Origin of the sequence: Anoxybacillus sp. FSL W8-1294 (assembly GCF_037965005.1) — a bacterium.
GTDB lineage: Bacteria > Bacillota > Bacilli > Bacillales > Anoxybacillaceae > Anoxybacillus > Anoxybacillus flavithermus_G.
In genome coordinates this window covers 247304-272490 of the sequence record NZ_CP150179.1, presented here as the reverse complement: position 1 = coordinate 272490, position 25187 = coordinate 247304, and the positions used below count along the sequence as shown (strand labels likewise).

28 protein-coding genes and 3 pseudogenes are annotated in these 25187 nt (G+C 41.6%); 13 read left to right on the top strand and 18 right to left on the bottom strand.

Annotation, left to right across the window (positions count from 1 at the left end; translation table 11 throughout):
- Positions 1-29: 29 nt before the first annotated feature.
- Complete coding sequence (locus NSQ23_RS01565; protein ID WP_064220781.1) at positions 30-578, top strand: hypothetical protein; 549 nt, start codon at positions 30-32, stop codon at positions 576-578.
- Between the two features lie 160 nt (positions 579-738).
- Here NSQ23_RS01565 and NSQ23_RS01560 read toward each other — a convergent pair whose 3' ends face one another.
- The 3 genes from NSQ23_RS01560 to NSQ23_RS01550 all read right to left on the bottom strand — a co-directional run bounded on the left by NSQ23_RS01560 (position 739) and on the right by NSQ23_RS01550 (position 1946).
- Positions 739-1104 (bottom strand): transposase, encoded by a 366-nt coding sequence (locus NSQ23_RS01560; RefSeq protein ID WP_230456151.1) that lies wholly within the window; start codon positions 1102-1104, stop codon positions 739-741.
- A 159-nt stretch (positions 1105-1263) separates the two neighbouring features.
- Positions 1264-1590 (bottom strand): transposase, encoded by a 327-nt coding sequence (locus NSQ23_RS01555; RefSeq protein WP_231110097.1) that lies wholly within the window; start codon positions 1588-1590, stop codon positions 1264-1266.
- On the bottom strand, positions 1569-1946 hold the full coding sequence (locus tag NSQ23_RS01550) for a hypothetical protein (protein ID WP_241736691.1): 378 nt from the start codon (positions 1944-1946) through the stop codon (positions 1569-1571). Before NSQ23_RS01550 ends, NSQ23_RS01555 begins: the two co-directional genes overlap by 22 nt.
- A 99-nt stretch (positions 1947-2045) precedes the next feature.
- Between NSQ23_RS01550 and NSQ23_RS01545 the strand changes: the two are divergent.
- From NSQ23_RS01545 to NSQ23_RS01525, 5 genes and pseudogenes are all read left to right on the top strand, one after another.
- Positions 2046-2576, top strand: a pseudogene (locus NSQ23_RS01545) (integrase core domain-containing protein); the annotation flags it as partial.
- Positions 2569-3369 (top strand): AAA family ATPase, encoded by an 801-nt coding sequence (locus NSQ23_RS01540; RefSeq protein ID WP_004888799.1) that lies wholly within the window; start codon positions 2569-2571, stop codon positions 3367-3369. The pseudogene NSQ23_RS01545 and the gene NSQ23_RS01540, both read left to right, overlap by 8 nt.
- Positions 3370-3565: 196 nt before the next feature.
- Positions 3566-3676, top strand: a complete 111-nt coding sequence (locus tag NSQ23_RS01535; protein WP_178378766.1) for a transposase — start codon at positions 3566-3568, stop codon at positions 3674-3676.
- A gap of 312 nt (positions 3677-3988) precedes the next feature.
- Complete coding sequence (locus NSQ23_RS01530) at positions 3989-4261, top strand: hypothetical protein (protein WP_035018403.1); 273 nt, start codon at positions 3989-3991, stop codon at positions 4259-4261.
- Between the two features lie 146 nt (positions 4262-4407).
- Positions 4408-4785, top strand: a pseudogene (locus tag NSQ23_RS01525) (transposase); the annotation flags it as partial.
- Positions 4786-5011: 226 nt separating this feature from the next.
- Here NSQ23_RS01525 and NSQ23_RS01520 read toward each other — a convergent pair.
- Complete coding sequence (locus NSQ23_RS01520; protein ID WP_064220782.1) at positions 5012-5722, bottom strand: hypothetical protein; 711 nt, start codon at positions 5720-5722, stop codon at positions 5012-5014.
- A gap of 325 nt (positions 5723-6047) precedes the next feature.
- Here NSQ23_RS01520 and NSQ23_RS01515 point away from each other — a divergent pair, with 325 nt between their 5' ends.
- Both NSQ23_RS01515 and NSQ23_RS01510 read left to right on the top strand, forming a co-directional pair.
- Positions 6048-6311 (top strand): glutaredoxin family protein, encoded by a 264-nt coding sequence (locus NSQ23_RS01515; protein WP_035018401.1) that lies wholly within the window; start codon positions 6048-6050, stop codon positions 6309-6311.
- A 16-nt stretch (positions 6312-6327) separates the two neighbouring features.
- Complete coding sequence (locus tag NSQ23_RS01510; RefSeq protein ID WP_035018400.1) at positions 6328-6549, top strand: hypothetical protein; 222 nt, start codon at positions 6328-6330, stop codon at positions 6547-6549.
- A 475-nt stretch (positions 6550-7024) separates the two neighbouring features.
- Here the strand turns inward: NSQ23_RS01510 and NSQ23_RS01505 are convergent, their stop codons facing one another.
- The gene (locus tag NSQ23_RS01505; RefSeq protein ID WP_004888796.1) at positions 7025-7186 is read right to left on the bottom strand and encodes a YvrJ family protein; all 162 of its coding nucleotides are present in this window, start codon (positions 7184-7186) and stop codon (positions 7025-7027) included.
- Between the two features lie 14 nt (positions 7187-7200).
- Positions 7201-8097, bottom strand: coding sequence for a S8 family peptidase (locus tag NSQ23_RS01500; RefSeq protein WP_004888795.1), 897 nt, complete (start codon positions 8095-8097; stop codon positions 7201-7203).
- Positions 8098-8269: 172 nt separating this feature from the next.
- On the opposite strand from NSQ23_RS01500, the gene NSQ23_RS01495 reads away from it, so the two are divergent.
- The 3 genes and pseudogenes from NSQ23_RS01495 (at position 8270) to NSQ23_RS01485 (ending at position 10072) form a co-directional block, all read left to right on the top strand.
- Positions 8270-8890: a sigma-70 family RNA polymerase sigma factor gene (locus tag NSQ23_RS01495; protein ID WP_004888794.1), complete on the top strand. Its 621-nt coding sequence runs from the start codon at positions 8270-8272 to the stop codon at positions 8888-8890.
- Between the two features lie 19 nt (positions 8891-8909).
- Positions 8910-9119, top strand: a complete 210-nt coding sequence (locus NSQ23_RS01490) for a hypothetical protein (RefSeq protein WP_004888793.1) — start codon at positions 8910-8912, stop codon at positions 9117-9119.
- A gap of 90 nt (positions 9120-9209) precedes the next feature.
- A pseudogene (locus NSQ23_RS01485) lies at positions 9210-10072 on the top strand (IS982 family transposase).
- A 22-nt stretch (positions 10073-10094) separates the two neighbouring features.
- On the opposite strand, the gene NSQ23_RS01480 reads toward NSQ23_RS01485, so the two are convergent.
- Positions 10095-10358: a DUF3986 family protein gene (locus NSQ23_RS01480; RefSeq protein ID WP_339172435.1), complete on the bottom strand. Its 264-nt coding sequence runs from the start codon at positions 10356-10358 to the stop codon at positions 10095-10097.
- Between the two features lie 47 nt (positions 10359-10405).
- Here NSQ23_RS01480 and NSQ23_RS01475 point away from each other — a divergent pair, with 47 nt between their 5' ends.
- Positions 10406-10924 (top strand): winged helix-turn-helix domain-containing protein, encoded by a 519-nt coding sequence (locus tag NSQ23_RS01475; RefSeq protein WP_004888789.1) that lies wholly within the window; start codon positions 10406-10408, stop codon positions 10922-10924.
- 37 nt (positions 10925-10961) lie between these two features.
- Entirely contained in the window at positions 10962-11465 is a 504-nt protein-coding gene (locus NSQ23_RS01470; RefSeq protein WP_230456148.1) for an IS630 family transposase, read from the top strand.
- A gap of 46 nt (positions 11466-11511) precedes the next feature.
- On the opposite strand, the gene NSQ23_RS01465 is transcribed toward NSQ23_RS01470, so the two are convergent.
- From NSQ23_RS01465 to NSQ23_RS01415, 11 genes are all read right to left on the bottom strand, one after another.
- A complete protein-coding gene (locus NSQ23_RS01465; RefSeq protein WP_004888787.1) occupies positions 11512-11829 on the bottom strand; it encodes a hypothetical protein in 318 nt (105 codons plus the stop codon).
- 11 nt (positions 11830-11840) lie between these two features.
- On the bottom strand, positions 11841-12572 hold the full coding sequence (locus NSQ23_RS01460; protein WP_035019098.1) for an HI0074 family nucleotidyltransferase substrate-binding subunit: 732 nt from the start codon (positions 12570-12572) through the stop codon (positions 11841-11843).
- 132 nt (positions 12573-12704) lie between these two features.
- Positions 12705-14252 (bottom strand): L-glutamate gamma-semialdehyde dehydrogenase, encoded by a 1548-nt coding sequence (gene pruA, locus NSQ23_RS01455; protein WP_339172431.1) that lies wholly within the window; start codon positions 14250-14252, stop codon positions 12705-12707.
- Positions 14253-14338: 86 nt separating this feature from the next.
- Positions 14339-15472, bottom strand: coding sequence for a CamS family sex pheromone protein (locus NSQ23_RS01450; RefSeq protein WP_339172429.1), 1134 nt, complete (start codon positions 15470-15472; stop codon positions 14339-14341).
- Between the two features lie 58 nt (positions 15473-15530).
- On the bottom strand, positions 15531-16811 hold the full coding sequence (gene iscB / locus NSQ23_RS01445) for an RNA-guided endonuclease IscB (protein WP_096226206.1): 1281 nt from the start codon (positions 16809-16811) through the stop codon (positions 15531-15533).
- 225 nt (positions 16812-17036) lie between these two features.
- Positions 17037-19067: an NAD-dependent DNA ligase LigA gene (gene ligA / locus NSQ23_RS01440; RefSeq protein WP_339172427.1), complete on the bottom strand. Its 2031-nt coding sequence runs from the start codon at positions 19065-19067 to the stop codon at positions 17037-17039.
- A 5-nt stretch (positions 19068-19072) separates the two neighbouring features.
- A complete protein-coding gene (pcrA, locus tag NSQ23_RS01435; RefSeq protein ID WP_339172425.1) occupies positions 19073-21238 on the bottom strand; it encodes a DNA helicase PcrA in 2166 nt (721 codons plus the stop codon).
- A gap of 43 nt (positions 21239-21281) precedes the next feature.
- The gene (locus NSQ23_RS01430; RefSeq protein ID WP_004888781.1) at positions 21282-21977 is read right to left on the bottom strand and encodes a heptaprenylglyceryl phosphate synthase; all 696 of its coding nucleotides are present in this window, start codon (positions 21975-21977) and stop codon (positions 21282-21284) included.
- Between the two features lie 62 nt (positions 21978-22039).
- Entirely contained in the window at positions 22040-22357 is a 318-nt protein-coding gene (locus NSQ23_RS01425; RefSeq protein ID WP_003398643.1) for a YerC/YecD family TrpR-related protein, read from the bottom strand.
- Positions 22358-22367: 10 nt separating this feature from the next.
- On the bottom strand, positions 22368-23390 hold the full coding sequence (locus tag NSQ23_RS01420; RefSeq protein WP_339172422.1) for a DUF3048 domain-containing protein: 1023 nt from the start codon (positions 23388-23390) through the stop codon (positions 22368-22370).
- Between the two features lie 34 nt (positions 23391-23424).
- Positions 23425-25167, bottom strand: a complete 1743-nt coding sequence (locus tag NSQ23_RS01415) for an adenine deaminase C-terminal domain-containing protein (RefSeq protein ID WP_339172420.1) — start codon at positions 25165-25167, stop codon at positions 23425-23427.
- Between the last annotated feature and the right edge of the window lie 20 nt (positions 25168-25187).

The window sequence follows — 25187 nt, the reverse complement described above, 5'->3', positions numbered from 1 at the left end:
TCCCTCTTTTTGTCGAATGATGTTATAATATGGTTGTGTGCAAAGGAGGTGAGAAGATGAGCGAGCAATTATTGGAGAAAATTTTACTCGTCGTCACAGACATCCAAAAAGAGTTGCAGGACATTCGTGAAGAGCAAAAAGCCATTCGTGAAGAACAACAAGCTATTCGTGAGGAACAAATGGCTATTCGCGAAGAGCAGAAAACATTCCGTGAAGAAATAAACTTGTTGCGGGAGGAAATGAATGCATTCCGCAAAGAGCAGCAACTCATTCGCGAAGAGCAACAAGCATTAAAAAATGGACAAAAAGAGCTTTACGATCTTATGAACGCTCTTCTCCATCGTCAGGACGAAACGGACGCAAAGCTTGAAGCTTTAACAATGGATGTCCATCATATGCGCGGTGAAATGACAGCAATGAAACAAGAAATCCACGCACTAAACGAAAAAATTGACTCCCACTACAAACAATTCAACGAACGTCTCAACAACCTCCAACTTGACGTTGATTTCACCGTTCATAAAACAACGATGACGGAACGCGAACTTTTCAAAATGAGAAATCGGTTGTTTTCATAGAGAGGGCATTTCCCCATACCCGTCAAGTTTAGTGGTTAGGCATTGCTGTATCCCATGCGCAATGTCTGTGATCATTAGCTGAAGAAAAAGAATACCACATGTTTTAGGCATGCCAAATAACCCTCTTGGAGAGGGTTATTTGGCGTTTTTATGAATCTAATCAATAAATACCCAATTTAACCAAGAGATCCGATGCCGTTTCTTTTCCTTTCCTTCGATCCTTTCTTCCATGTTTTCTCAATAGAAGGAGGAGAGAAGAAAGGCTGATTTCTTCCTTGGATAGGCGCAAAAGCAGTTGTTGCCAATAGGATTGGAGAACATCTAGTGCTTTCCGTTCGCTGATTTGAATTCCTTCTGTTTGTTGCCAATACGTTCGAGCTTGAAACAGAAAGGTCTGAGTCACCAAAATGGCAATCAACGTCCCATATACATGGCATTCGAACCGTTCTTTCTTCATCTTTTTGACTTTCGCCAGATCAAAGATGGACTTCCACGCTTTAAACAACAGCTCAATTTGCCAACGCAAAGAATAAAGCTCATAAACCTGCATCCGTTTTTGTCATTCTTCTTCCGTTAGACGTCGAAAGATCAAGCGTGGGATATACAAACGCTTATGCCCGATGTATACATGTTCCATTTCTACGGCTTCCCCTTCCTTTAATTGATTCCCAAGAGATTCCTAATCTCATTCCTTCCACTGACTATTCTCTTCGATATACACTTTCATATCGGAACGAAGCCGAGTAATATAATACGCTCCGTGGGCGTCGATCTCGGTTAGTGTGGCAATGGAGAAAAAGCCTAAATCACGAATACATAGGTCATTCGGCAAAATCATGTGCTGGGCATGATAGGCAAAACGGGCGTCCGAGTCATTCGCCGATTGCACACATAGTTGAAGACAGGCACCAGACAACAAGTCATATTCAAACTGAATTTTCGCTCCTGATGAGACGGAACCTCGGTAGTCTTCCCCATAGTCGGCAGGAACTAAAAAACTGGTCGAGTCCAAAATCCGCAAGCGAGTAAAACACGTCCGGTGGGCTTGGATGGTGGACCAAAGCAATGTCGTTGGAGGAGAAGGAAAAACACTTCTCGCAAAAACGCCACGGCTCGCTCGGTAAAGCGCTGATTCAATCCTTCGCTGGACAGGGAACAGTCATGGCGGAGCGCGAGAGACGTACATAACCGTTGGAGTGATTGTTGTGCCAGTGAGCCATCTCCCCATGCACAAAGAGTCAAAAATGCTTCTGCCGTTAATGCTCGTTTTCGTTGGATAAATCCTGTTTCTTGAGCAAGATGAGTCAATGTCTTAGGCGAGAAAAGTTGGCGGATGGTTTTCATCCATGCTTGCATTTGATTTTCCATAGAAAAAATCCTTTCTAACGAAGAGTATTCGCTAGAAAGGATACCATGTTTTCAGTGGTGTATAAAAGCTCAATTTCTTAACTTGATGGCTATGGCTATGGGATTACACTCATCCACACCCAGCCGTATGACCCGCAATGCAAGGGAAAAATCGAACGGTTCTTCCGCACCGTACAGACACGGTTTTATCCACTGTTGGAGCGGAATACGCCGAAATCGCTTGACGAGTTGAACGAGCATTTTTGGAAGTGGCTTGAAGAGGAGTATCATCGAAAACCGCACGCCTCACTGGACGGAAAAACGCCGCATGAGGTGTTTCAATCGCAAGTGCATCTCGTGTCGTTCATCGAAGATGACGATTGGCTGGATGCGATTTTTCTGAAACGGGGGCACCGCAAGGTGAAAGCCGATGGCACGATCACCCTGAATAAACAGCTATACGAAGTGCCGCCTCGGTTCATTGGGCAATCGATTGAGCTCCGCTATGACGAACGAGGCGTCTATGTGTACGAAGATGGCAAACGGGTGGCGGAAGCCATTCGGGTGCGTTTGGAGGACAATGCCTATGTGAAGCGCCACCGGTCGCCGTTTGCGGCGGTTTCGGCGAAGGAGGGCGAACAGGATGTATAAAACGTTTTATTCCCTCTCGCGGGAGCCGTTTGCGAAAGAAACCGACCCGTCCGAGGCGTATCAAGGGGCGGCGTTTCAAGAAGCGTTGCGGGCGCTGGAGTACGTGAAGCGAACCTGGGGGATCGGGCTGTTGATCGGAGAGCCGGGGGCGGGCAAGACGTTCGTCCTTCGGGCGTGGAAGGAATCGTTGTCCCCTTCGTTGTATCATGTGGTCTACTTCCCGTTATCGACCGGAGGCGTGATGGATTTTTACCGTGGACTGGCCTTGGGATTAGGAGAGGAACCGAAGTACCGCAAGGTAGACCTCTTCCGCCAAATCCAGCAGGCGATCGAGCGTTTGTATCATGAACGACAGATTACGCCGGTGTTCATTTTGGACGAGATGCATTTCGCAAAGGATGCCTTTTTACAGGACATCGCCATCTTGTTCAACTTTGAGATGGATTCGACCAACCCATTTGTCTTGATGTTGGCCGAGCTGCCCCATTTACAGGGGAAGCTGCGACTCAATCAGCACCGCTCTCTCGATCAGCGGATCATCATGCGATACCGGATGGGGCCGCTGGAGAAGGAAGAGGTGGCGGGCTACATCGAGCATCGGATGAAACAGGCCGGGGCGAAGCATCCGATCTTCACTCCATCGGCGTTAGAGGCGATTGCCCTGCAGTCGCGGGGATGGCCTCGGGTGATCAACACGTTGGCCACGACGTGCCTGTTATACGGGCATCAGCTGAAAAAGGACGTCATTGACGAAGAAGTGGTGCGCATGGCCGCAGAGGAAATGGGGTATTAGGACGAAAGGGGCCGAATCGGCCTCTTTTGTGCTTTCACTTTTCCATTTTCCATCGGTCCATCAGGCGCGCTGGAAATCTTCATCTGAAAGAGCGTGCAAACGTTCCGAAAGAATGTGCAAAATCCGGAACAATCCGCAAAAATTTTGCACATTAGAATCCATCTGAAATAATTTGAAAAAGTGATTCTGAAATAATGTGCTAATTTACAATAACGCTCGCATTCACCATGCCAACATGGTCAAGGAGTTTTTGCGGGAAGAAGGGCAGTGTTTTCACTTTCTTTCCCTTCCTCCCTATTCGCCATAGCTGAACCCGATCGAACACTCATAGAAATAACTGGGATATACAGTGATTGCCAATGTGTTTCACAAGGATCGCAACGATATCATTCAAGCCATTACTCGGTTTGTCCACTACATCCACGAACGTTCGGAGGAAGTGCTGCAGCGCTTAGGGTGTGCAGGATGACTGAGAAGTCAACTCTTCATGTTGCATGTATATAGTTCTTCTCTTAGGGTTTTATGATAAGAAAAAACTCTTTAAAACTTTTCTCTTTTTTGTTAAAATTATATAAAATAGTTTTTTTAATCTAGTTTCTAGAAAAAGGTGAAAATGTAAATGAAGAAAATAATTCTTCCTGTAATTTTATTCGTCAATCTTGTTTTTATAGTGGGTTACCTCATAGATACTGGGTTCCCCTTCGGTTCTTTATGGCTGGTATGGCTACCCTTTTTCGTTGCTGGTATCATCCTGTCCATTATGTTTCTGGTTCGTTATAGAAAGGAATCCAACGCTAGCCTATTTTTATCGCTTGCTGTCTTGTTAAGTAGCCTTAGTTCTTTAGGTCTTTGGAGTTTTTATTATTATTTAGCTCGTGTTATGGGAGGATAAGAGCACGAAAAGAGGCTGTCCCAAAAGTGTTCGCATAGCGTTCGCTTTTCGGACACCCTTCTTTTTTTCGCAAAAAAAGAAGAAAACCGTTCCTTTTTTGGTATAATAGAGTCGCCACAACCCTACCAAGAAAGGACGGTTTTCTTATGTACATTTATTATAACCGAGATCAACTCATTTTGCCAATGGATCTTGAGATTTTCATCCCGGAACATCATCTTTGCCGAATCGTGGATCTAGCAGTGGAACAAATGGATCCGGCTCTGCTCGCTTCTCTCTATCCTGGCGGAGGCCGCCCAGGCTATCATCCAAAAATGATGTTGAAAGTCATCCTGTATGCCTACGCCAATCGGATCTACTCCTCTCGCCAAATCGCCAAGCAATTGAAAGAAAACATTTACTTTATGTGGCTATCCGACCATCAAACACCAGATTTCCGCACGATCAACCGATTTCGGTCGGAACGGATGAAGGACGTCATTTACGAAACATTTTTCTCCATTGTCGATCTTCTGCGTAAAGACTCCCAAAAATTACCGCGGAATGGGAGGCTTATTTGTGCTGCCCACAATTTGAAAAAGTGGGCGGTCACGACCGATCCAACCAGGAAAAAACAGGATAAAATTCAGAAATAAGGAGAAATTCCTGCTTCAAAAAAGGAATAAATAACCAAATGGTAAGAAAAAGAAACAGAGGCTGTCCTCAAAAGGTCGGTTTAACGACCTTTTGAGACAGCCTCTTTTCAAACATTTAGCAAATGCTTCCTAGTTTTCCTTGAGAGCACAATAATCCAAACTCGGCAACCATCCACCAGCCCGGATCATAAGTAGCGTTTGCACAGAGATATAATTCGTAATCGCAACCATCGTCTCCTTTACCAAAATTAGCCCAACAACGATCGTGAGCTTGGCAGCATCGGTCTAATGCGTTAATTGGTGTTCCACTTCCACACTTGGCTCCACAGTACTTGTAGTAATAATATTTTCCACTACCAGAATCATAGAAAACTAAGCATCCCTCATACCAGGCTTCAGGTGCGATTTCATCTTCAGTTATTTTGTCAGCCCCCATTGGGTTTTTAAGCTCTTCTACAAACAAGAAGTAAGAAGCTTCAAAAGGAATTTCAAATTCAATTTCAACTGAATTATCTTTGACAATGGCTTTTCTGATTACTTTTTTTCTGTTTTTTAGAGCAGAGAAATGAGCTTTAATTCTAAACTCGTCCTCATCCTTCAAAGCCTGAATAATTGCCTCATCATTTAACTTTACAAATATAGCATCTATTGTTTTTCCGGTACCAAAAGTAAGTTTTAAAGCATCTGTTTCCTTTACATCTTTTACTGTATGTTGTCTTGAAATTTCGGAAACCAATAAAGCAAATTCATCACTGTTATTAAGCTCTTCAAGTAAAGCATTCTTACTTTCAGTTTCTAATTCCTTGCTTTTAATTAGTACGGCCATTCTAATATCCTCCTTTTTCATTTTTATGGACAATCACAATATTGAAAAGCTAGAGCTCCACTAGGTAGCACTTTAAAAGTTGCAGGACAGCTATCCCCATAATGGCAGCAACTACGATGTGGCGCACAAATCAATGAGGTAGAAGGAAGAATTATTTTTTTTTCATCCTGCCTTTTCATTATTCGTGTTCACCTCTCTTTCTCTCTATTAATAAAGGTGTATTTTCTTTTGAAAAACTCTAAAAAAGACAAAATTTTTTTTTTTTGAGTTTTTTCTAGTTGTTTTCACCTATAAAGATAGAGAAAAAATGAGGGAGGTAATAAAAATGAGCTACTCAATTACGGTTTATACCAACCCGTTTTGTGGGCATTGTTACGCCCTTAAAGCATGGTTAAAGGAAATGGAAATAAACTTTATTGAAAGAGATATTGTTAATGACGTATCCGCAGCTCAGGAATTTAGAGAATTGGGACAAAAATATACTCCATTTACAGTTATAGAGACAGTTGGTGAAAGACACGAGATTTTAGGAGCTAATATCAAGAAAATTGCAAGAATCTTATCTCTAGATAAAGATGTGATTGTTTAAGTATGAGGGTGAAATCGTGGAAAAGATTGATGAGAAAATTAAAAAATATAATCAAATCAAAATTGATCTTCTTAAAATAGTTAAGTGTATTGATTGTTGTACGGAAGATGAAAAAGAACTTTACCAGAATATTGCCATAGAATACTCAAAGGAACTAAAACGTTTGAAGAAATCCATTGAGTCTGCATATGATGTAAAGATATGTGATTACTGTTTCTATTTAGACGAAAAGGAATAATACCAACAAAAAGTAGAGGACATACTATAAGACAATTTTGGGATGAAAAAAGCCGATTTTTCCTACGCTAATAAGGAATCATCGGCTTTTTTGTTTATTGGTAATAACTAAAAAGAGAGCTGCTAAGCTTGTTAGCAGCTCGTTTAATTGTAAAACTTAAATAACTTTTAAAATAATGTGTTAATGACAACCACAATATTGTAGAACAGACGTACCATCTGGAAAGTAATAAAAAGTTCCTGTGCAACTTTCGTTATTTATACAACACTTACGATCTTTATCACAATAAACTACAACTTGAGAAGTCACTTTGTTTTCTTTTTTGGTGTTATGTCTTTCCTGATTCATATTTTTCACCCCCCTTCCAAATGTAATGTTAGTGCTAATTAATAAAGATATAGTGAATAGAAAATAATAACTATTTTAACAATTTTTATATTATATATTTAGTTGGTAATGGCAACTTACATATTTTTCATTTTTTTATTACTTGTTGCAATTGATTAATTGCTTCCGTCAATGATTCTATTTTTTTCTCAAAACGTAATAGTAAATATACAGCCAATACTAAAGGAAAGCCAAAATTTCCGATTGCTTTAATAAACGTTTCGATTGGAGTATTTGTTATTGTTTCCATATTTTTATCTCCCCTTATAATTTAATAATTCCATTTCCTTGTGTTTTGCTAGAATAACCATTTAAAAATAAAGAATGAGAAGCTAAATATAGATATATTTGTTCAAAATTTATCGGTATATTTTGTGTTTTAAATAGGTTTAAAAGTAAAGCGATTGCACCAGTAACGTGAGGAGCTGCCATAGAAGTGCCAGAAAGTTTTGAGTAAGTGTTGTTAGGGAAAGTTGAGTGAATATCTTTTCCTGGAGCCAAAAAATCAATATTTATATTGGTATTGCTAAAGAAAACTGGATTAAGTTGCTCATCGATTGCTGAAACTTGAATTACTTCCTTATAAAAACCAGGATAAAGAATCTCATCTGTTATTTCTGAACCATCACCGTTATTTCCAGATGCAGCAACAATAAAAATGTTTTGCGAAACGGCTTTTTCTACAACATTTTTTAAATCCTTATCATCATTTGGTCCCCCCAATGAAAGATTGATAATATCGATCTTCTCATTGTTTTTACCTCGCCATTCAATAGCAAAATTAAGGGCTCTAATTAAGTTTTTATAATCTCCAGAACCATCTTTTCCGATTACTTTCAAAATCAACAATTTAGCTTTTGGAGCAACCCCGATAATACCGTTCTTATTAGAAGCAGCAATAATTCCTGCGACGTGTGTACCATGACCTGAATAATCGGTTATATTGGTTGGATCTCCATCATCATCGTTTGTGAAATTGAATCCATCTATAATGTTGTCGGACAATTCTTCGTGTTCTCTATCACACCCAGTATCAATCACCGCAATATTAATTCCTTGTCCTTTGAAAGAGCGATCCCAAAATGCAGGGGCATTGATTAAAGAAACCCCGTAATTGTCAAACGAAGAACGCGTATAGTTAGGGATTAAAATCTTCGGCATTTATATACCTCCTTTTGTTAAATAAGTGAAAAGAAAGGCAAAAAAATAAAAGGAAGTTGTTTGGGAAAATATGTATAAAATTACTGTTTTTTATAAGATAATAAGAACACACATTCCTTTTTTATTTTTTTGCAATTTTTTTCACTTTTAATAAAAAAAGGGGGAGAGAGTTTTGTTATCTAAAGAAGTTAATAACAGTGAAATTCGTTGTGAGGTAGAAAGATTAAAGGAACGTTTGCCTATAATATTAGAAAATCCCATTATAAAGGAGTTTTTAAAGGATAGCGATCATAGAGAAGTATTTTATAAAACGTTAGAAGATCCTAGTGTAAACAACGTACAGATGTTAGATGAAAAATTTAAAAAGTTTTATCGCTATAACCGCATCATTAGATATTTAATGGGCTTCATCCGTAGGTATCCCATTGATTATGACAAGAAGGTCAAATTGAGAAGTAGCAGATACCAGTTAATTATTGATAAACCCATAAATAACGGGAGAGATGATTCAAGGGTGTCAATGAGAGAAATGATCGTTGACAAGAGGGAATTACCTTTAGATTTTCTATTAACAAAAGAATACGAGAGGCAAGGTATTTTTTACATTAAAAATGAAGTTTTATCTAATGCCTTGCAAAGTTTAAACCCAAACCAACGTAAAATCCTATATCTTTACTACGAAAGAGGATTTAACAATAAAGAAATTGCTAGAATACTTGGACAAACAGAGCAAAATATTTCCTATTGGCATAAAAAGACGCTGAAACAGTTAAGGGAGAAACTAATTCATTAGACAAAGGAGTATGATATTCGTGGACGAAGAACGCAAAAAAGAAATTGAATTTATATTAAATTGGTTGGACAACGAAATAAAGAAACACTCTAAACAAACGGTATGGTATGAAAGGGAAGATCTTTCGCAGGATATGCGAATTAAAATAATTGAGAAGTTAAATGTACTATTAGAAGAAGAGGCTCCGGGATTTTTAGAATATGTTAAAAAAAATAACCCGTGGTGCTAGATAAACTTGATCAAGCATAAAAATAGCCCTTGCTGGCGGATCTCCAGTAGAATGAAAGTGTCACCCATCATTCGAAAGGAGAGATCCCCCATGCAAGAGCACTTTCATTTTACTACAGATCGAGCCAAACTTCAAAAACAATATGCCGCCATTTTCTGTTTTGTTTCTGCCCAACTGTCGTTGATTCAAATGTATCTTCATCGCCGCAACCGTCACTTGGTCAAGCAAGAAGACGAAGTGGTCATGGCGGTTCTGCTGGGCTTTTCTTCCGAACGAGCCTGGCATCGCTTTGTCACGGGAAATTTGTTCACAAACGGCTCGTTTCTTGAACGCTCCCGATACAACCGCCGCTGCCGAGCGCTTGGCTTCACGGTCAAATGGATTCGTCATGAACTGGCGAAACGTGGCCAACACCATGCTTATGCGGTTGTCGACAGCTTGCCTCTTCCGTTGTGCCATCCCGCAAGAATGCAGCGCGTCAAGTCGAGGGATCGCGGATATGGGGTATTGTGCTTCCAAAAAGCAATGGTACTACGGTTTCAAGCTGCATCTTCAAGTGACCAATCAAGGGCTGGCCATGGGCTTATGTTGTCGTGACGGAAGCGTCCTGCCACGACGTCAAAGCCGCTGAAACGGTGATGACTCAAATCCCTCATCCCTACAACTTTGGGGACAAAGGGTACATCAGCCACGCCCTTCGAGAAAAGCTGTACGAAGAACACCAAGCTGCGTTCTGGACACCGTCTCGACACAATCAAAAGCACGGCCCATCCAAGGCATGGGAAGAATGGATCAGGAAAAAACGCAAAGTCATCGAGACGGTGTTTTCGATTCTCGTAGACCAATACCGGATCACCGACATTCGAGTGAATTCCATGGCCGGGTTTGAAGTGGCACTCGATGGCATCTTGTTGGCGTATTTCTTGGTCACACTAGGGCCGGTTGAGCGCTGACACTCAACTAGCACCACGGGTTTTATATTATATCATTTGCTTTTAACCATTCTTCAAATAGCTTACTTCCGACTTCATAAGATAAATCATCTGCATCAACAGTAAAAATCTTGTAACCATATTTTTCATGGAAATCACACTTATCTAATATTTTTTTAACTAATGTAGTATCTTGTTCATTATCTAAAAAAACTACCCATTTATTTTCATTCTGAATTTTATATGCGGCTGCTTCTATATACATGCACCTTAAAACCATGACTTCTGTATGAACACCTTTTTTCATGGCTATACTGCTCCTAAATACTCATGTGTAAAAGGAGCGGAAAGGACATGAAACGTCTAAAAATCACAAATGATCACGGTTGGACGCCTCGAACACTTCGGAAACAAGAACGGAAAATCAAAGATGCTTCCCTTCGCGTTCGGGTGACCGCTGTTCGTCTTGTCATGGAAGGTCATCTTGGTAAAGATGTCGCGAAAATGGTCAACGTATGCCGTCAATCGGTTGCCCTCTACGTTGCACGTTTTAATCAAGGTGGGCTCGATCATCTACTCGATCGTCGCTTACCACCTGGCCGTGTGCCGTTTCTTACGGAAGAACAACAACAAGAAATTAGACAACTCGTGTTAACCACCACACCTGTGGATGCTGGTTGGGGCATCGCTTCATCATGGAACACGCGCATTTTACAATCTTACATTCAACAAACTTATGGCGTTTCGATGTCACGGGAAGGGATTCGTAAGTTGTTGCATCGTTTGTGTTTGTCATGGACACGTCCGACGTATAAGCTCGTCAAAGGAGACGCTAAGCGTCAAGCTGCCTTTCAAAAGAATTTGAATTTATAAAAAAAAACTAGTTACCGAGAATGTCACGCTGTTTTATGTGGATGAGGCACATGTTCGTGCTTATCAAGCGCTACGTACGACGTGGGCAGAAGTAGGAAATCAAAAACAAGTGCCAAGCTACGGTCACCATGCCCACGTTTCTATTTTTGGCGCCGTCGATGTTCAACAAGGCGATGTAGTGTTTCATCGTGCATCATCCGCCAATGCCGAAACGTTCCTTGACTTTTTGCGCCGATTGAAAGAGAGATATACGGACCGATTCCTCGTGCTTGTGTTGGACAACGCACGCATTCATCATGCCAAGATGGTACAAGCCTTTCTTGATGGCGAGGAAGGCGATGCGTTTCATTTCATCTTTTTGCCACCGTATTTTCCACAGTTGAACCCGATTGAACGGCTGTGGAAGTGGTTGAAAGATGAGGTGATTGCCAATGTTTTTCACAAGGATCAAAACGACATTGCCCAATCCATTACTCGCTTCGAACAGTACGTTCTACAACACCCGGATGAGGTGTTGCGCCGCATCAGGTGTACTGCGTGAACCAGAGGTTAAAATTTTAAATTGGATGTATATACCTACATTGCCTCTAATGTAATCGAGCACATAGTCTTCTCCCTACATAATATCCTAGTGCTCCCATATAAATCGGGGCTGCAAAACCAAAAGGAGGATAAAAAGGAAGCGTCGTAATCGTTGCGATCCCTAAAACAACAGCCCCATCCCATTTAAATCCCCATTTTTCATCGATAAAAAAAATGAGCGCCTCTGTTACCGCACATATAAACGGAACAGCTAGTACTGCAATTGGAAAAATGGCAATAAAGAAAGAAAAACCGCTAAATAATGAGAACGAAAGGGCAAACATGACAAACGACAACAAAACTCCTATTAAAAATTTTTTCACTCATTCTCCCCCTATTCTTCCAATTCACGAACTCGTTTTTTCATCTCTACTAATAATTGATCAAATAAATGAACGTATCGCTGGCGAATATGTTCATAAATTTCCATCGCTATTTGTTCATCGTATGTATGTGATGTCCTATTTCGATCTTCTAACATTTGAATCCACGCTTCTCCATCTTGAATAAGTCCTTCTTTAAATGCTTGTTTAATCGTTTTTCGCGGACTTGTCATTTCGTTGTTCCCGTTATATTCTAAGTAACTTTTCATCCATTTCCATGCTAGTTCGTACGCAAATTCAAATCGTTGAATTGTCGCGTCAAGAGCTAAGTCGTCTTTTTCCACATCACGCGCGATGCTTTGATGCAGTTTATTTAATGCTTTTTCAAAGTCAAATAGTTTATCCATGATTTTATTCATCGTCACAACGGCCTCCCCGCGTTCATTCGTTAAAAAAATTGTCTTTCCTTCGAGATCAATATACGATTTGAGCTTTTCATTGGTGATCTTTTCGTAATCAATAGCATCTACCGTATAAATGATATTTGCTTCCGCTAAATCGTCTTGAATGCGATACAGCTGCTCGTTATGGCTTCTAAACTTAATCGCAATATCGATGTCCGACGTTTCTTTATAATCGCCTCTCGCCCTTGATCCGAACAAAATCACTCTTTCAATGATGTCGGCATAATTTCGAAACACACAAATGAGGTTATAAAATGTTTGCTTTTTTAAGCCGTACATGTTTGTACTCAATCGCCCATCACCACCCACTTCTATATCATATGAAGGATGTTTTTCTTCATTATACCTTATCACTCTTATCTTACATATTTGAAACCCCTCTTAGCGTTTTCGCCAAGAGGGGTTTTTCCATTAAAACATTTCGGATACCGTTTTTGCTTGCATATGAAGAAGTAAGTAGTCTGGTCCACCTGCTTTCGAGTCTGTTCCAGACATATTGAACCCACCGAATGGATGGTAGCCGACGATGGCACCTGTGCAACCGCGGTTAAAGTAAAGGTTACCAACATGGAACTCCTCACGCGCTTTTTCAAGGTTAAAGCGGTTATTTGAAATGACGGCACCTGTTAAGCCATATTCGGTATTGTTGGCAATTTCAAGCGCATGGTCGAAGTCTTTTGCTTTCGTAAATGCCACAACAGGTCCAAAAATTTCTTCTTGCATAATGCGCGCTTTCGGATCAACATCGGCAAACACCGTCGGCTGAATGAAGAAGCCTTTCGAGTCGTCTCCTTCGCCACCTGTCATTAGCTTGCCTTCTTGTTTACCGATTTCGATATACTCCATAATTTTGTTGTACGCCGATTGGTCAATAACCGGTCCCATAAACGTGCTTTGTTCTTCTGGGTTGCCGACTTTTAATTGCTTCGTTAACTCGACGACGCGGTTTAATACTTGGTCATACACGTCTTCAAGCGCGACAACACGCGAGCATGCCGAGCATTTTTGCCCAGAGAAGCCAAAAGCAGATGCAACAATTGATTGTGCCGCCAATTCTAAATCTGCTTCTTTATCGACGACAATTGTATCTTTTCCGCCCATTTCCGCAATGACACGCTTGAGCCAAATTTGTCCTGGATGCACTTTCGCTGCGCGCTCGTAAATGCGAATGCCGACGTCGCGCGAGCCTGTAAAGCTAATGAAACGTGTGCGCGGATGATCAACTAAATAATCGCCTACTTCCGCACCGCTTCCTGGAATGTAGTTTAATACGCCTGCTGGAAGACCTGCTTCTTCTAGCACTTCAACGAACTTATATGCTACGACTGGCGTTGCACTTGCTGGCTTTAAAAGCACCGTATTTCCTGTGACAAGCGCTGCTACGGTTGTTCCCGCCATAATCGCAAATGGGAAGTTCCACGGTGAAATGACAACGCCAACACCAAGCGGAATGTAAAAGAAACGATTCGTTTCTCCTGGACGACTCTCAACAGGAATGCCATCTTTCAACTTCAACATTTGACGTGCATAATATTCCATAAAATCAATCGCTTCCGCTGTATCAGCATCCGCTTCTTTCCACGGCTTTCCTGCTTCTTTCACAAGCAATGCGGAAAACTCATGTTTACGACGGCGCACAATCGCTGCCGCACGGAATAAAATGTCTGCACGCATTTCTGGCTTCGTTTTGCTCCACCATTTGAATGCGGCATCTGCTGCTTGCATCGCTTTTTCTGCTAAATCTTTATTCGCTTTCGCTACACGTCCAACAACTTCCGTTTTATTCGCTGGGTTGATGGAAACAATTTTATCTTCTGTCATGACGCGCTCGCCACCAATGACAAGCGGATAATCTTGACCGAGATAAGCTTGTACCGTTTGTAATCCTTCTTCAAACGCTTTTTTGTTTGCTTCGACTGTAAAATCTGTAAATGGTTCATGTTTGTAAGGTTGTACCATATGTAAGCCCCCTTTGTTGAAATTACAAAAGCGTTTTCATACACACAATTCCATTCTAACGGATGGAACATACATATTCAAATTTTTTATGGTTGATAGATGTGAACGAACGGCTCATTTTGATCTGGATTTTTTATAATGATGCTCTCCGGTCCACGCACCGAAGAAATGTAAACGGAAATCGGCATGTAATCAGGCATTTTCTCCATAAGAAGACCTGTGACATATTGCGTAAATCCGATGACTTCTGTTTTTCCGTAAAACTGCATCACAATATCAATTGTCAATTGTTGCAATTGGTCATCGCGATAAAACGCCCTGCCAATCACTCCAGTATAATTCGGGAAAAATTCTTCAATATCGGATTTTAAATTTAAAAATTTCACTAAATCATCGCGATGATTTTTTTCCGCTTCATCCGATGGAAACACATAATATTCTTCATTTATTTTTTCCCAATCTTGAATATCGTTACTTCCCTTATCAACATAACCAACCGCAAAAAAGTGTCCTGGAACGATAGACGATTTTGGTTGTTGCTCAAATAAACCAACAACAATTGGCACTTCCTTTAACCCATCGATTTGACGTAAGCGAGAAACAATTTCCGCCGCTGCTTTTTTCCCTTCCTTCTCCATATCGCTTTTTGAAATTTTTACTTCGCGTGGATATCCTTCTTCTGTTTCATAGTAATGAACAGAATTCATCGCAAGTCCGATGACAACCCCGCCTAATTTCACTTTATCGTTTCCCGTTTTCACTAAGTAGTTATGTTCTAAAATATGTGAAATGTAAAGGGGAGATTTTTTATTTTTTTCTGCATTTGTCCCTTCATTTCTTAGAGCAGGATTCAACCCTTCGCCATTTCCTTGTTTTCGTTTGAGCCACGACTCAATCGTTTTTCGATCTAAATATTGTCCTTGTTGGAATAAATATTGCGATGGGGAGAATTTCTCTTGTGCAATGCGCATTAAACCAAGTTCAAATTCATCCATATCTAATCTTGTATTCACATTTTCAACGACAAGCCCGCGCGCCTCTCCAGGTTGAAAAGGTAAAATGGTGCGATAATACGAATTAGAAATGTTGTACTTTGGAATAATCGCCTTTTGTTTTTTATTATCTGTCTCTTGCACTACTTGCTCTTCTTGATTAAATTTTGGCGCGCATGCTGACAAAGTAAGAAGCATACAAGCAAGCAATATGATCCACTTTTTCATCGTTCACGAAACTTACGCAAGGAAGCCCACGCCTTTAGGCACGGGGAGGAATTGCACCTTACGCAAGTTCCGCCACCCCCTTTCCATAAGCATATCCGTCAAATCGCTGAATGACTTGGACATATCTATAATTTATTCCTTGTGCGATACGCTTTCCGTCCTTGCCTTTAATATCGAAACTTCCAGTCTTTCTACATGCGACTTCGCCAAACCAAACGCCTTGATATTTCCCTCTTGGGACAACAGCCTTAACCATGTCCCCTGTTTGAAAACCAAAGAAGAATTTTTGTCTTGCAAGATAACCTCTTGGGAAGCCATATCTATCTAGGTTTGTACGAGAGCGACTACCACGCCCTTTTGCCTTGATAAATAACACTTCTTTTGTTTTGAAATATAAGTGATTTGTTGTGCTTTCGCCTACACAACAAGCGTCAAAATAATGTGTTTTCGGCAAGTCTAAACGAATACGATTCATTTTTGTTCGTGCACCTGTTCCACACTCGACATCTAATCCTGTCTGCTTTAACACTTCATACGCTTTCCATCTTGTCGAGTTGATAGCACTTGTATCCTTTAATGTTTCTTTGACTTGCTTTTGAATGTGCGGATACCCGAATTCTTCTGCTGTCTTACTTCCTTTGCGCTGATTACAGTCATGACAGGCAAGACATAGGTTATCCACTCGGTCTGTTCCACCTCTCGATTTTGGAATGATATGCTCCACTTCAAGTGGAACATTTTCTTTTCCGCAATAACAACACTTCCGCCCAAACTTTTCAAGCAAATACTCCCGTACTTCATATCCTTGTAGCGTGCCTTGTTGATACTCTACACCATTGATTTCAGGATTTCGCATGAGTTGCGTGTCGAATTTGGCATTTTCGTATGATATATACCCAATGGGGCATAACTTCTTTAGGCGGTTAACCCATGTTTGGATATTTTGCACACGACTCTCTAGTGATGACGGCAACCACCCCTCCTTTCGCTTGCGGTTCAGAAAGCGTGGTTTTCTGTATCTTGTTTTTCGATTTCGTCTTGCTCGACGAAAAGCACGCCTTTTATCTATTCTTTCCTTGATGTCTGTGCGATGGTCAAGTTGCCCTAACCATACCACTTCTTGTCCTCGCAAAATCGCTAATCCTGTATGCCTGCTTCCATAGTCGATTTTTAGCCGATATGTTGCTTTAATTTCTGATTCGTCTACTGATTTTTTCAAGATGATGGTAAATGGAAATCGCCTGTAAATCGCCGCCTTCCCTTGTTTCAACAGCTTTCTTGCAACTGCTTCGTGACAAGGAGCAAGCGGACGTTTGTTTGTGTCTAACACAAAAACCATAGGGTTCTCCCCTTTCCTCTGCATAAAGCAGGTCATATTCTCCTCGACCATGTTATAGATGCTTGTTATGTGCAAGACACTAGCGCTACCCACCACGCTTGTTTAACCTTGCACGACAGAGGAACGGGCTGGAGAAGCACCCGAACGTGTCATGACATCTATAACGTAGGCTCTGTTTCAAGCCTTGGTCTGGTCAACATGGGGCTTACAAGCCCATGACTTTAGTCATTGGGTTGTTGACACCTGCTTTGATTGTTGTATTTCTTGAAGAAAACGCGCTTCATCCCAAATCGTAATACCAAGCTGTTTCGCCTTCCCTAATTTTGACCCAGCGTCTTCACCGACAACGACAACGTCTGTTTTTTTGCTGACGCTTCCTGTCACTTTTCCACCTAACGCCTCAATTGTTTCTTTTGCCTCACTCCGCGACATCGACTGCAACGTACCTGTTAAAACAAACGTCTTCCCAGCAAACGTGGAGCTTATATCGACTGTCTGTTTTGCTCCTTTATATGTCATATTGACACCATATGCCCGCAAACGTTCAAGCAACTGCTTCACTTCTTCTTTTGAAAAATACGTGACGATTGAATCCGCCATTTTTTCACCGATTTCGTGAATGGCCGTCAACTCTTCTTTTGTCGCTTGTTGGAGTCGCTCCATCGTTTCAAAATGTTCCGCTAACGTTTTTGCCGCTTTTGCGCCAACATGGCGAATACCGAGACCAAACAATAAGCGCTCAAGTGAATTTTGTTTTGACGCTTCAATCGCTCGTAGTAAGTTTGTTGCTGATTTTTCACCCATTCGTTCTAATGCGACAAGCTCGTCTTTCGTTAATGTGTACAAATCTGCCACGCTGCGAACAAGACCATGCTCAAATAGTTGAGCAATGACTTTTTCACCTAGTCCGTCAATGTTCATCGCTTGACGTGAGACGAAATGAATCAGCCCTTCTCGAATTTGTGCCGGACATTGCGGATTCACGCAGCGGAGGGCCACTTCATCATCCAGTCGAACAAGCTCGCTTGCACATACTGGGCAATGGGTTGGCATATCGAATGGCTCTTCTTTTCCTGTCCGTCGCTCTGGTAACGAACGAACAACCTCTGGAATAATATCGCCTGCTTTTTTTATGATAACGTAATCGCCGAGACGAATATCTTTTTCACGAATGTAGTCCGCATTATGAAGAGAAGCGCGTTGTACAATCGTCCCTGCTACACGTACCGGCTGTAAAATAGCTGTCGGAGTGACTGCCCCTGTTCGTCCGACGCTCAATTCAATATGAACGAGCTGCGTTACGACTTCTTCAGCCGGAAACTTATAAGCGATCGCCCAGCGCGGACTTTTCGCGGTTGCTCCGAGTTGTTTTTGCTGAGCAAACGAATCTACTTTAATGACGATACCATCAATATCGTATGGAAGCTTTTCCCGTTCTGCATGCCATCGTTCGATGTAAGAAAGAACATCGTCGATCGTTTCGCATACTTGACGTGCACAATTTGTTTTAAACCCAAGCTCATCTAAATAGCGAAGCGCTTCACTATGAGAATTAAACCCTAACTCTTCCGCATGGACAACACCATATACAAATATATCTAGCTGACGGGAAGCGACGATTTTTGGATCGAGCTGACGAAGGGAGCCGGCTGCCGCGTTGCGTGGATTGGCGAATAATTCTTCCCCGTTCCTTTTGCGCTGTTCGTTCAGCTTTTCAAAAGATTGTCGCGGCATGTATACCTCTCCGCGCACTTCAATCGTCACTTGTTCACGCAAGCGGAGCGGCAACGAACGAATGGTTTTTACATTTTCTGTAATATCTTCCCCTGTCGTCCCGTCCCCGCGCGTCGCTCCTTGTACAAAATAACCATTTTCATAGCGGAGCGATACCGCCAAACCATCTATTTTCAGTTCACATACGTAACGCACATCGCCGACTTCTTGGCGTACTCGCCGATCAAAATCGCGCAAATCCCCTTCGTTGAAGGCGTTGCTTAAGCTAAGCATCGGCACGCGATGGGTCACTTTCGCAAACGACTCTAACGGAGCTCCGCCAACGCGTTGCGAAGGGGAGTCCGGCGTTTTATATTGCGGATATTGCTCCTCGAGTTCTATTAATCTTCTCATCAATTCGTCATATTCAGCATCAGAAATAGACGGTTTGTCTAACACGTAATATTCGTAATTATATTTTTCGATTTGTTGACGTAATTGAGCCATTTGTTTTTCCACGTCGTGCAGTGCCACATTCTCCATCCTTTCTATACTTTCGTAATCGGAGCAAACTTCGCCAATAGTCGTTTAATACCAATTGGGCTTGAGAAAGCAACATCTAACTCTTGATCCCCATCGTTTTCCTTTACGCGCACAATTGTACCAATACCCCACACTTTATGACTCACTTTCTCTCCTACGCGCCATCCCCCTTGCGAAGCTACAGATAATCGCGGAGAGGCCGATTGTTTTTTTGCTCGCTTATGCGCATATTCAATCAATTCTTCAGGAATTTCATCAATAAAACGAGATGGGGCATTGACATGCGTTTGTCCAAATAACGTACGCATATGGGCGCGCGTTAAAAACAGTTCTTCTTCAGCACGAGTAATACCGACATACGCCAAACGACGCTCTTCTTCCATTTCATCTTCATCATTTAATGAACGGTTATGTGGGAAGATCCCTTCTTCCAGCCCGACTAAAAAGACGACAGGAAACTCTAATCCTTTAGCTGAATGGAGCGTCATTAAAACGACCGCATCATTTGTTTGTCCTTCGCTATTATTATCAAGCTGGTCGATATCTGCTACAAGCGCCAAGTCTGTCAAAAAGGCAACGAGCGATTTATCTTCGTTTACTTGTTCAAAATGTTGGGTGACAGATAAAAACTCATCAATGTTTTCAAGTCGGCTATGCGCTTCTAACGTTTTTTCTTCGCGAAGCATATCGCGGTAACCTGAACGATCGAGTACATCTTCAACAAGTTCGGTTACAGATAAATAATGCTGCATTTGGCTCCAATGATGAATTTGTTCGCGAAATTGTACGAGCGGTGCAGCGATGCGAGCGCTAATCCCCATTTCTTCAATGGAACCAAGCGCATCAAACATCGATATCCCTTGACTCGAAGCATATGCTGCAATTTTATCAATTGTCGATGCCCCTATGCCGCGTTTTGGAACGTTAATAATACGAGTTAAGCTAATGTCATCATTCGGATTCGCAATTAACCGTAAATACGCTAAAATATCTTTAATTTCTTTTCGATCATAGAATTTTAACCCACCGACAATTTTATATGGAATGTTCGCCTTCAATAACATTTCTTCAAGCACGCGCGATTGCGCATTCGTACGATATAAAACCGCAAAATCTTTATACGTTCGTTTTCCGTCATCGACATATTCTTTAATTTTTCCAACGACAAATTGCGCTTCATCGACTTCCGTCATCGCTTCGTAATACACAAGCGCTTGCCCTTCGCTATTTTCTGTCCAAAGTTTTTTCGGTTTTCGTTGCGTATTATGTTCAATGACCGCATTCGCTGCCTGTAAAATCCGCTTCGTTGAACGGTAATTTTGTTCAAGCAAAATCACTTTTGCATTCGGATAGTCTTTTTCAAACGATAAAATGTTGCTAATGTCGGCACCGCGCCAACGATAAATGGACTGATCGGAATCCCCGACGACACATAAATTTTGAAAACGTTTTGCAAGCATGTTCACAAGCAAATATTGCGAACGGTTCGTATCTTGATATTCATCGACATGAATGTATTGAAACTTTCGTTGATAATATTCCAGCACTTCCGGAACGCGTTGAAATAATTGGATTGTCGTCATAATTAAATCATCAAAATCAAGCGCATGATTGCGCAACAATCGTTTTTGATATTCTTGATACACTTCCGCTACAAGCTTTTCATATGGGTTTGCTGCTTGTTCGGCATATTTTTCTGGTGTCACCAAATCGTTTTTCGCGCTGCTAATCGCACCTAAAAGCGCACGTGGATCATATTTTTTCGGATCAATATTGCGATCTTTTAAAATATGTTTTAACACCGATAATTGATCAGTCGGGTCTAAAATAGAAAAGTTCGCATGAATGCCAATGCGATCGATGTCACGTCGTAAAATGCGGACGCACATCGAATGAAACGTCGAAATCCATATATCTTCCGCTTGCTTTCCAACGATGCGCTCCACGCGTTCTTTCATTTCACGTGCGGCTTTGTTTGTAAACGTAATCGCTAAAATGTTCCACGGAGCAACGTCTTTTTCCGCCATTAAATAGGCGATGCGATGCGTTAATACGCGCGTTTTGCCACTTCCTGCTCCCGCCATGATTAGAAGCGGTCCTTCTGTCGTTTTTACCGCTTCTTTTTGCTTTTCATTTAATCCATCCAACAGCATATGTGCCGACATACTCATTTTTTTCACCACCAAAACATATGTTCTCTTTTTTATTCTCCATTTATGTTGATTTTCCTTTTACCGCTTCGACTGTTTGTAATGCCATTTGTAAATTTGTATAAATAGCGTTGCCAACAACAACTGTATCCGCCCACATCGCCATCTCTTTCGCTTGGGCTGGTGTATGAATGCCACCGCCATAAAACAAACGGGTGTGTTTTAGCGTCCGCTTTACTTTCTCGACAAGCCTTACATCTCCGTATCGCCCACTATATTCCATATAAAAGATAGGAAAATGATATATATGTTCCGCCATGCGAGCATAAGCGATGACATCTTCCGCTGTTACATTCGTTCTTGCACTCGTTAACGATGCCGCCTTACATTCCTCGTTTAAAATACAATACCCTTCAACAAACAGTTCTTCCCAATTGATTAAATCACCAAACTGTTTGACCGCTTCGTGATGTAAATCAATTAACCAAGTAAGATCGCGGCTATTGAGCACCATAGGAATGAAATAATAGTCAAATCCAGGTGTGACTGCCTCGATATTTGATACTTCTAGCGCACAAGGAACGGAAAAACGACGCACACGTGCAAGTAAGTCAATAACGTTTTCAAGCGTTACACCGTCTGTTCCACCGACGATAATCGCATCGGTACCTGATTCACATATTTGCTCTAACTGTTCGTCAGTAATGGCTTTGTTCGGATCTAATTTAAACACATGTCGCCATGTTGTCATCTCATTCATGTTTTTTCACCTCATCTCATTATAACAAAAATCATACCAAAACATCGTAAAAAGAAGCTGACTCACTGTGAGCCAGCCTCCTCCTTTTGTTCGTTATAAATGCGATCGAGTGCCATCGCATACGCATCATTTCCGTAGTTTAAGCAGCGCTTAACGCGCGAGATCGTCGCTGTGCTTGCCCCTGTTTCTGTTTCAATTTTATGATACGTATACCCTTCGCGCAACATGCGTGCCACTTCTAATCTTTGCGCAAGCGCTTGTATTTCATTGACAGTGCATAAATCGTCGAAGAAGCGGTAACATTCCTCTAAATCTTTCAACGACAAAATGGCTTGAAATAATTGATCGAGCTCTCTGCCACGCAATTTATTAATTTGCATATACATCCCCCTATTCATATTGTACTTGTTGCAAATTAGGAACGACTTGAATCCATGTTTTACCTGGAACAAACCCAAGCGGAACGCCGTCTTGATAAGGAAGAAGGCGGCCGTCAACGTTTCTCCATTGCACTTGTTGTACCGTTCCTTTTTGGAATAAATAACCTTTTCCACCTGACGTGAAATCAATATGTCTTCGTCCGTAATCATCAATCACTTCATGTGTTGCTTCAACAACAAACACATTTTCTACTGCAATAGGTGTATTCGTTTCCCGATCAACAGTCGGCTCGCCACCACTCGAACGAACGTATTTCGTTCCATCATACGTATAATGAACATGAGCATACGATCGTTTAGAATACACAACATCAATATTCGTCGCTTCTACAGCACGTGTCAAATCATTTGAGAAAAACGGCAATGGCTTCACTTCTTCTTCAAATGCATAGCCGTTTTTTTCGGCTCCTTTTTTAATATTTTCAAAGGAAATGTAAGAGTTGTGCGGCGATTTTCTCGTTCGATCTCGCCAAAATAACGTCCCATCGTAAAACAATCCATTGACGTAATCTACTGAACTAGACTGCAATAACCGTTGAGCCTCTGGACTCCATCCATGGCATACATATAACGCGTGAAAGCCGTTGCTTAATTGAATAAAATAATCGCGCGCGCTCCGAACAGGTCCGATCACATCAGGCTGCTCACTTTGATAAATCGCTAACAGCCGCGTAATATCCCCTTCAGCAAGCGCCTCGTAGACGATATCTGCTTTATGTAACCCCGATTGCGGTCGGGCGGTAGGGTAGTTGTTAACCATAACCGCTACGACGCGTTGCATCGTTTTTTCACTCGCTGGCATACCAGTTAACGGGAACGTCCACATCGCTTCTTCTTTCCCTTGTTCATTCTCTTGTTCGATTGTTGTTGGAGGAGACTCCTTTTCTTTCGTGTTTTGCTCTGCACGTTGACATCCAACACCAAACATAACCGCGAGCGTAATGAGCAATAAAAACAATAATCGCCGCAACATAAACCCAACCTTTCATTTTCGTCCCTTTTATATTTTAACGCATTATTGTTGGAAAGAGTACTGTTTTATGCATGACATCGTAAATTCCTTTCGGTGTAATGCGAATATATGGTAAATGTGTCGATGATAAAAAAAGCAAAGTGTAAATTGGATCCGCAAACGCATAACCGCGCGCTCGCAACAGTTCGCCGAGCGTTTTTTCTTCTTCCATTAACACTTCCATCGGTTTTGCCGACATTAATCCGCCTAAAGGAAGCGAAATTTCATGAATGATTTCTCCGTGTTCACAAAGGACAATACCGCCTCCGATTTGTTTCATACGTTCAAAAGCAAACAACAAATCACGTTTACTTTTCCCAATTAAAATAATGTCCCCTGTATTAGAGTACGAACTAACAAGTGCTTGCACATGTGTCGCAAACCCTTTTAATATAGTGTTTACACGCCATTTTCCGTTGCGATCAATAAGCATTAAAAAGCTTTCATCATGATCCGCTGATAGCTCATCAGCAGATGTATCAATCGAAATCGAATATGGCTTAATAATGACCGAGTTCTCCATATATATCCCTAACGGCATTGAAAACTGCAAATCATCCATCTGTAAATCCCAAGTCAGCGCAAGTGGCATAAGACCATGTGCATCCCATTCCATCGTTGAGAAAGCATGAACAGGAACGCCATCACGTTTGACCCATTGTCCGCTTGCTAAAACAGAAATCGGTGTCGGATTGGAAGCATGTTCAAGAATATTAATATGTGCAATACGCCCTGGTGTAATGCTTCCGTGCAAATGATCCATATTATAATAACGAGCGACATTCCACGTTGCCATGCTATATGCATCAATATCGCTTACTCCTTCTTGTAATGCAATGCGAATCATTTCGTCGATCATTCCATTTTCATAAAAAGCAGGGGTCGAACCGTCTGTCGTAAACATGCAATGATCGTAATGATGAATGCCGCATTGTTTCATCTCTTTAAGCAACGTCGGCAAATCAGGCCGAATGGATGAATGACGCAGCGATACGGTATACCCTTGCATCAACCGCTTATAGACGTCACTTCCGGTCATCGCTTCATGGTCAGCGTCCGCACCAAACAGTTTCATTTTCGTTAACGTGCGATCTGAAGCGCCCGGAAAATGACCTTCTACTTTTTTACCGAGCTTTTTCGCTTCCTGTATCCAATGGAGAATGAAATCGTCCCCTTCTAACAGCTTTGGCCATCCAGTTAATTCCCCAACTTGTAATACCGCATCATTTTCCAGCCAACTTTTCATGTTTTTATACGAAAAAAAATGCTCTTCTCCGTTCATTTCTGTCTGTGGATCCAGTCGGCACCACCAATACATCGTCACCGGTTGTTTTTCCATAGCGGACAAAAAAGAAAACGCTTTCTTTTTTGTTAACTGTAAAAAAAGGAATAGATTGTCATTAATAAGTGTTGTTGTACCGTGCTGTGCTGCATATTCCGCTAACGTATGGGGATTATATAACTGAAACGGATGAGCATGTGGCTCCATATAGCCAGCAACAAGCACTTGATTCGAGCAGTCCACTACTTCGCATGAATCGAGTTGCTTCGGTTTATTTGGACCGACATATACAATTCGGTCATCGCAAACCCAAACGTTTCCTTGTACCCATTGACGTACGTATGGATGTAAATACGTTGCGTTCATGAACACTTTTGTTGGCGCTTGCTTTCCGTCAACAACGGCAACGTGTCGGCGAATTTGTTCGTTTTTCCATCGATATCGTTTTTCCATCATGATCGCTTTCCTCCTAAATC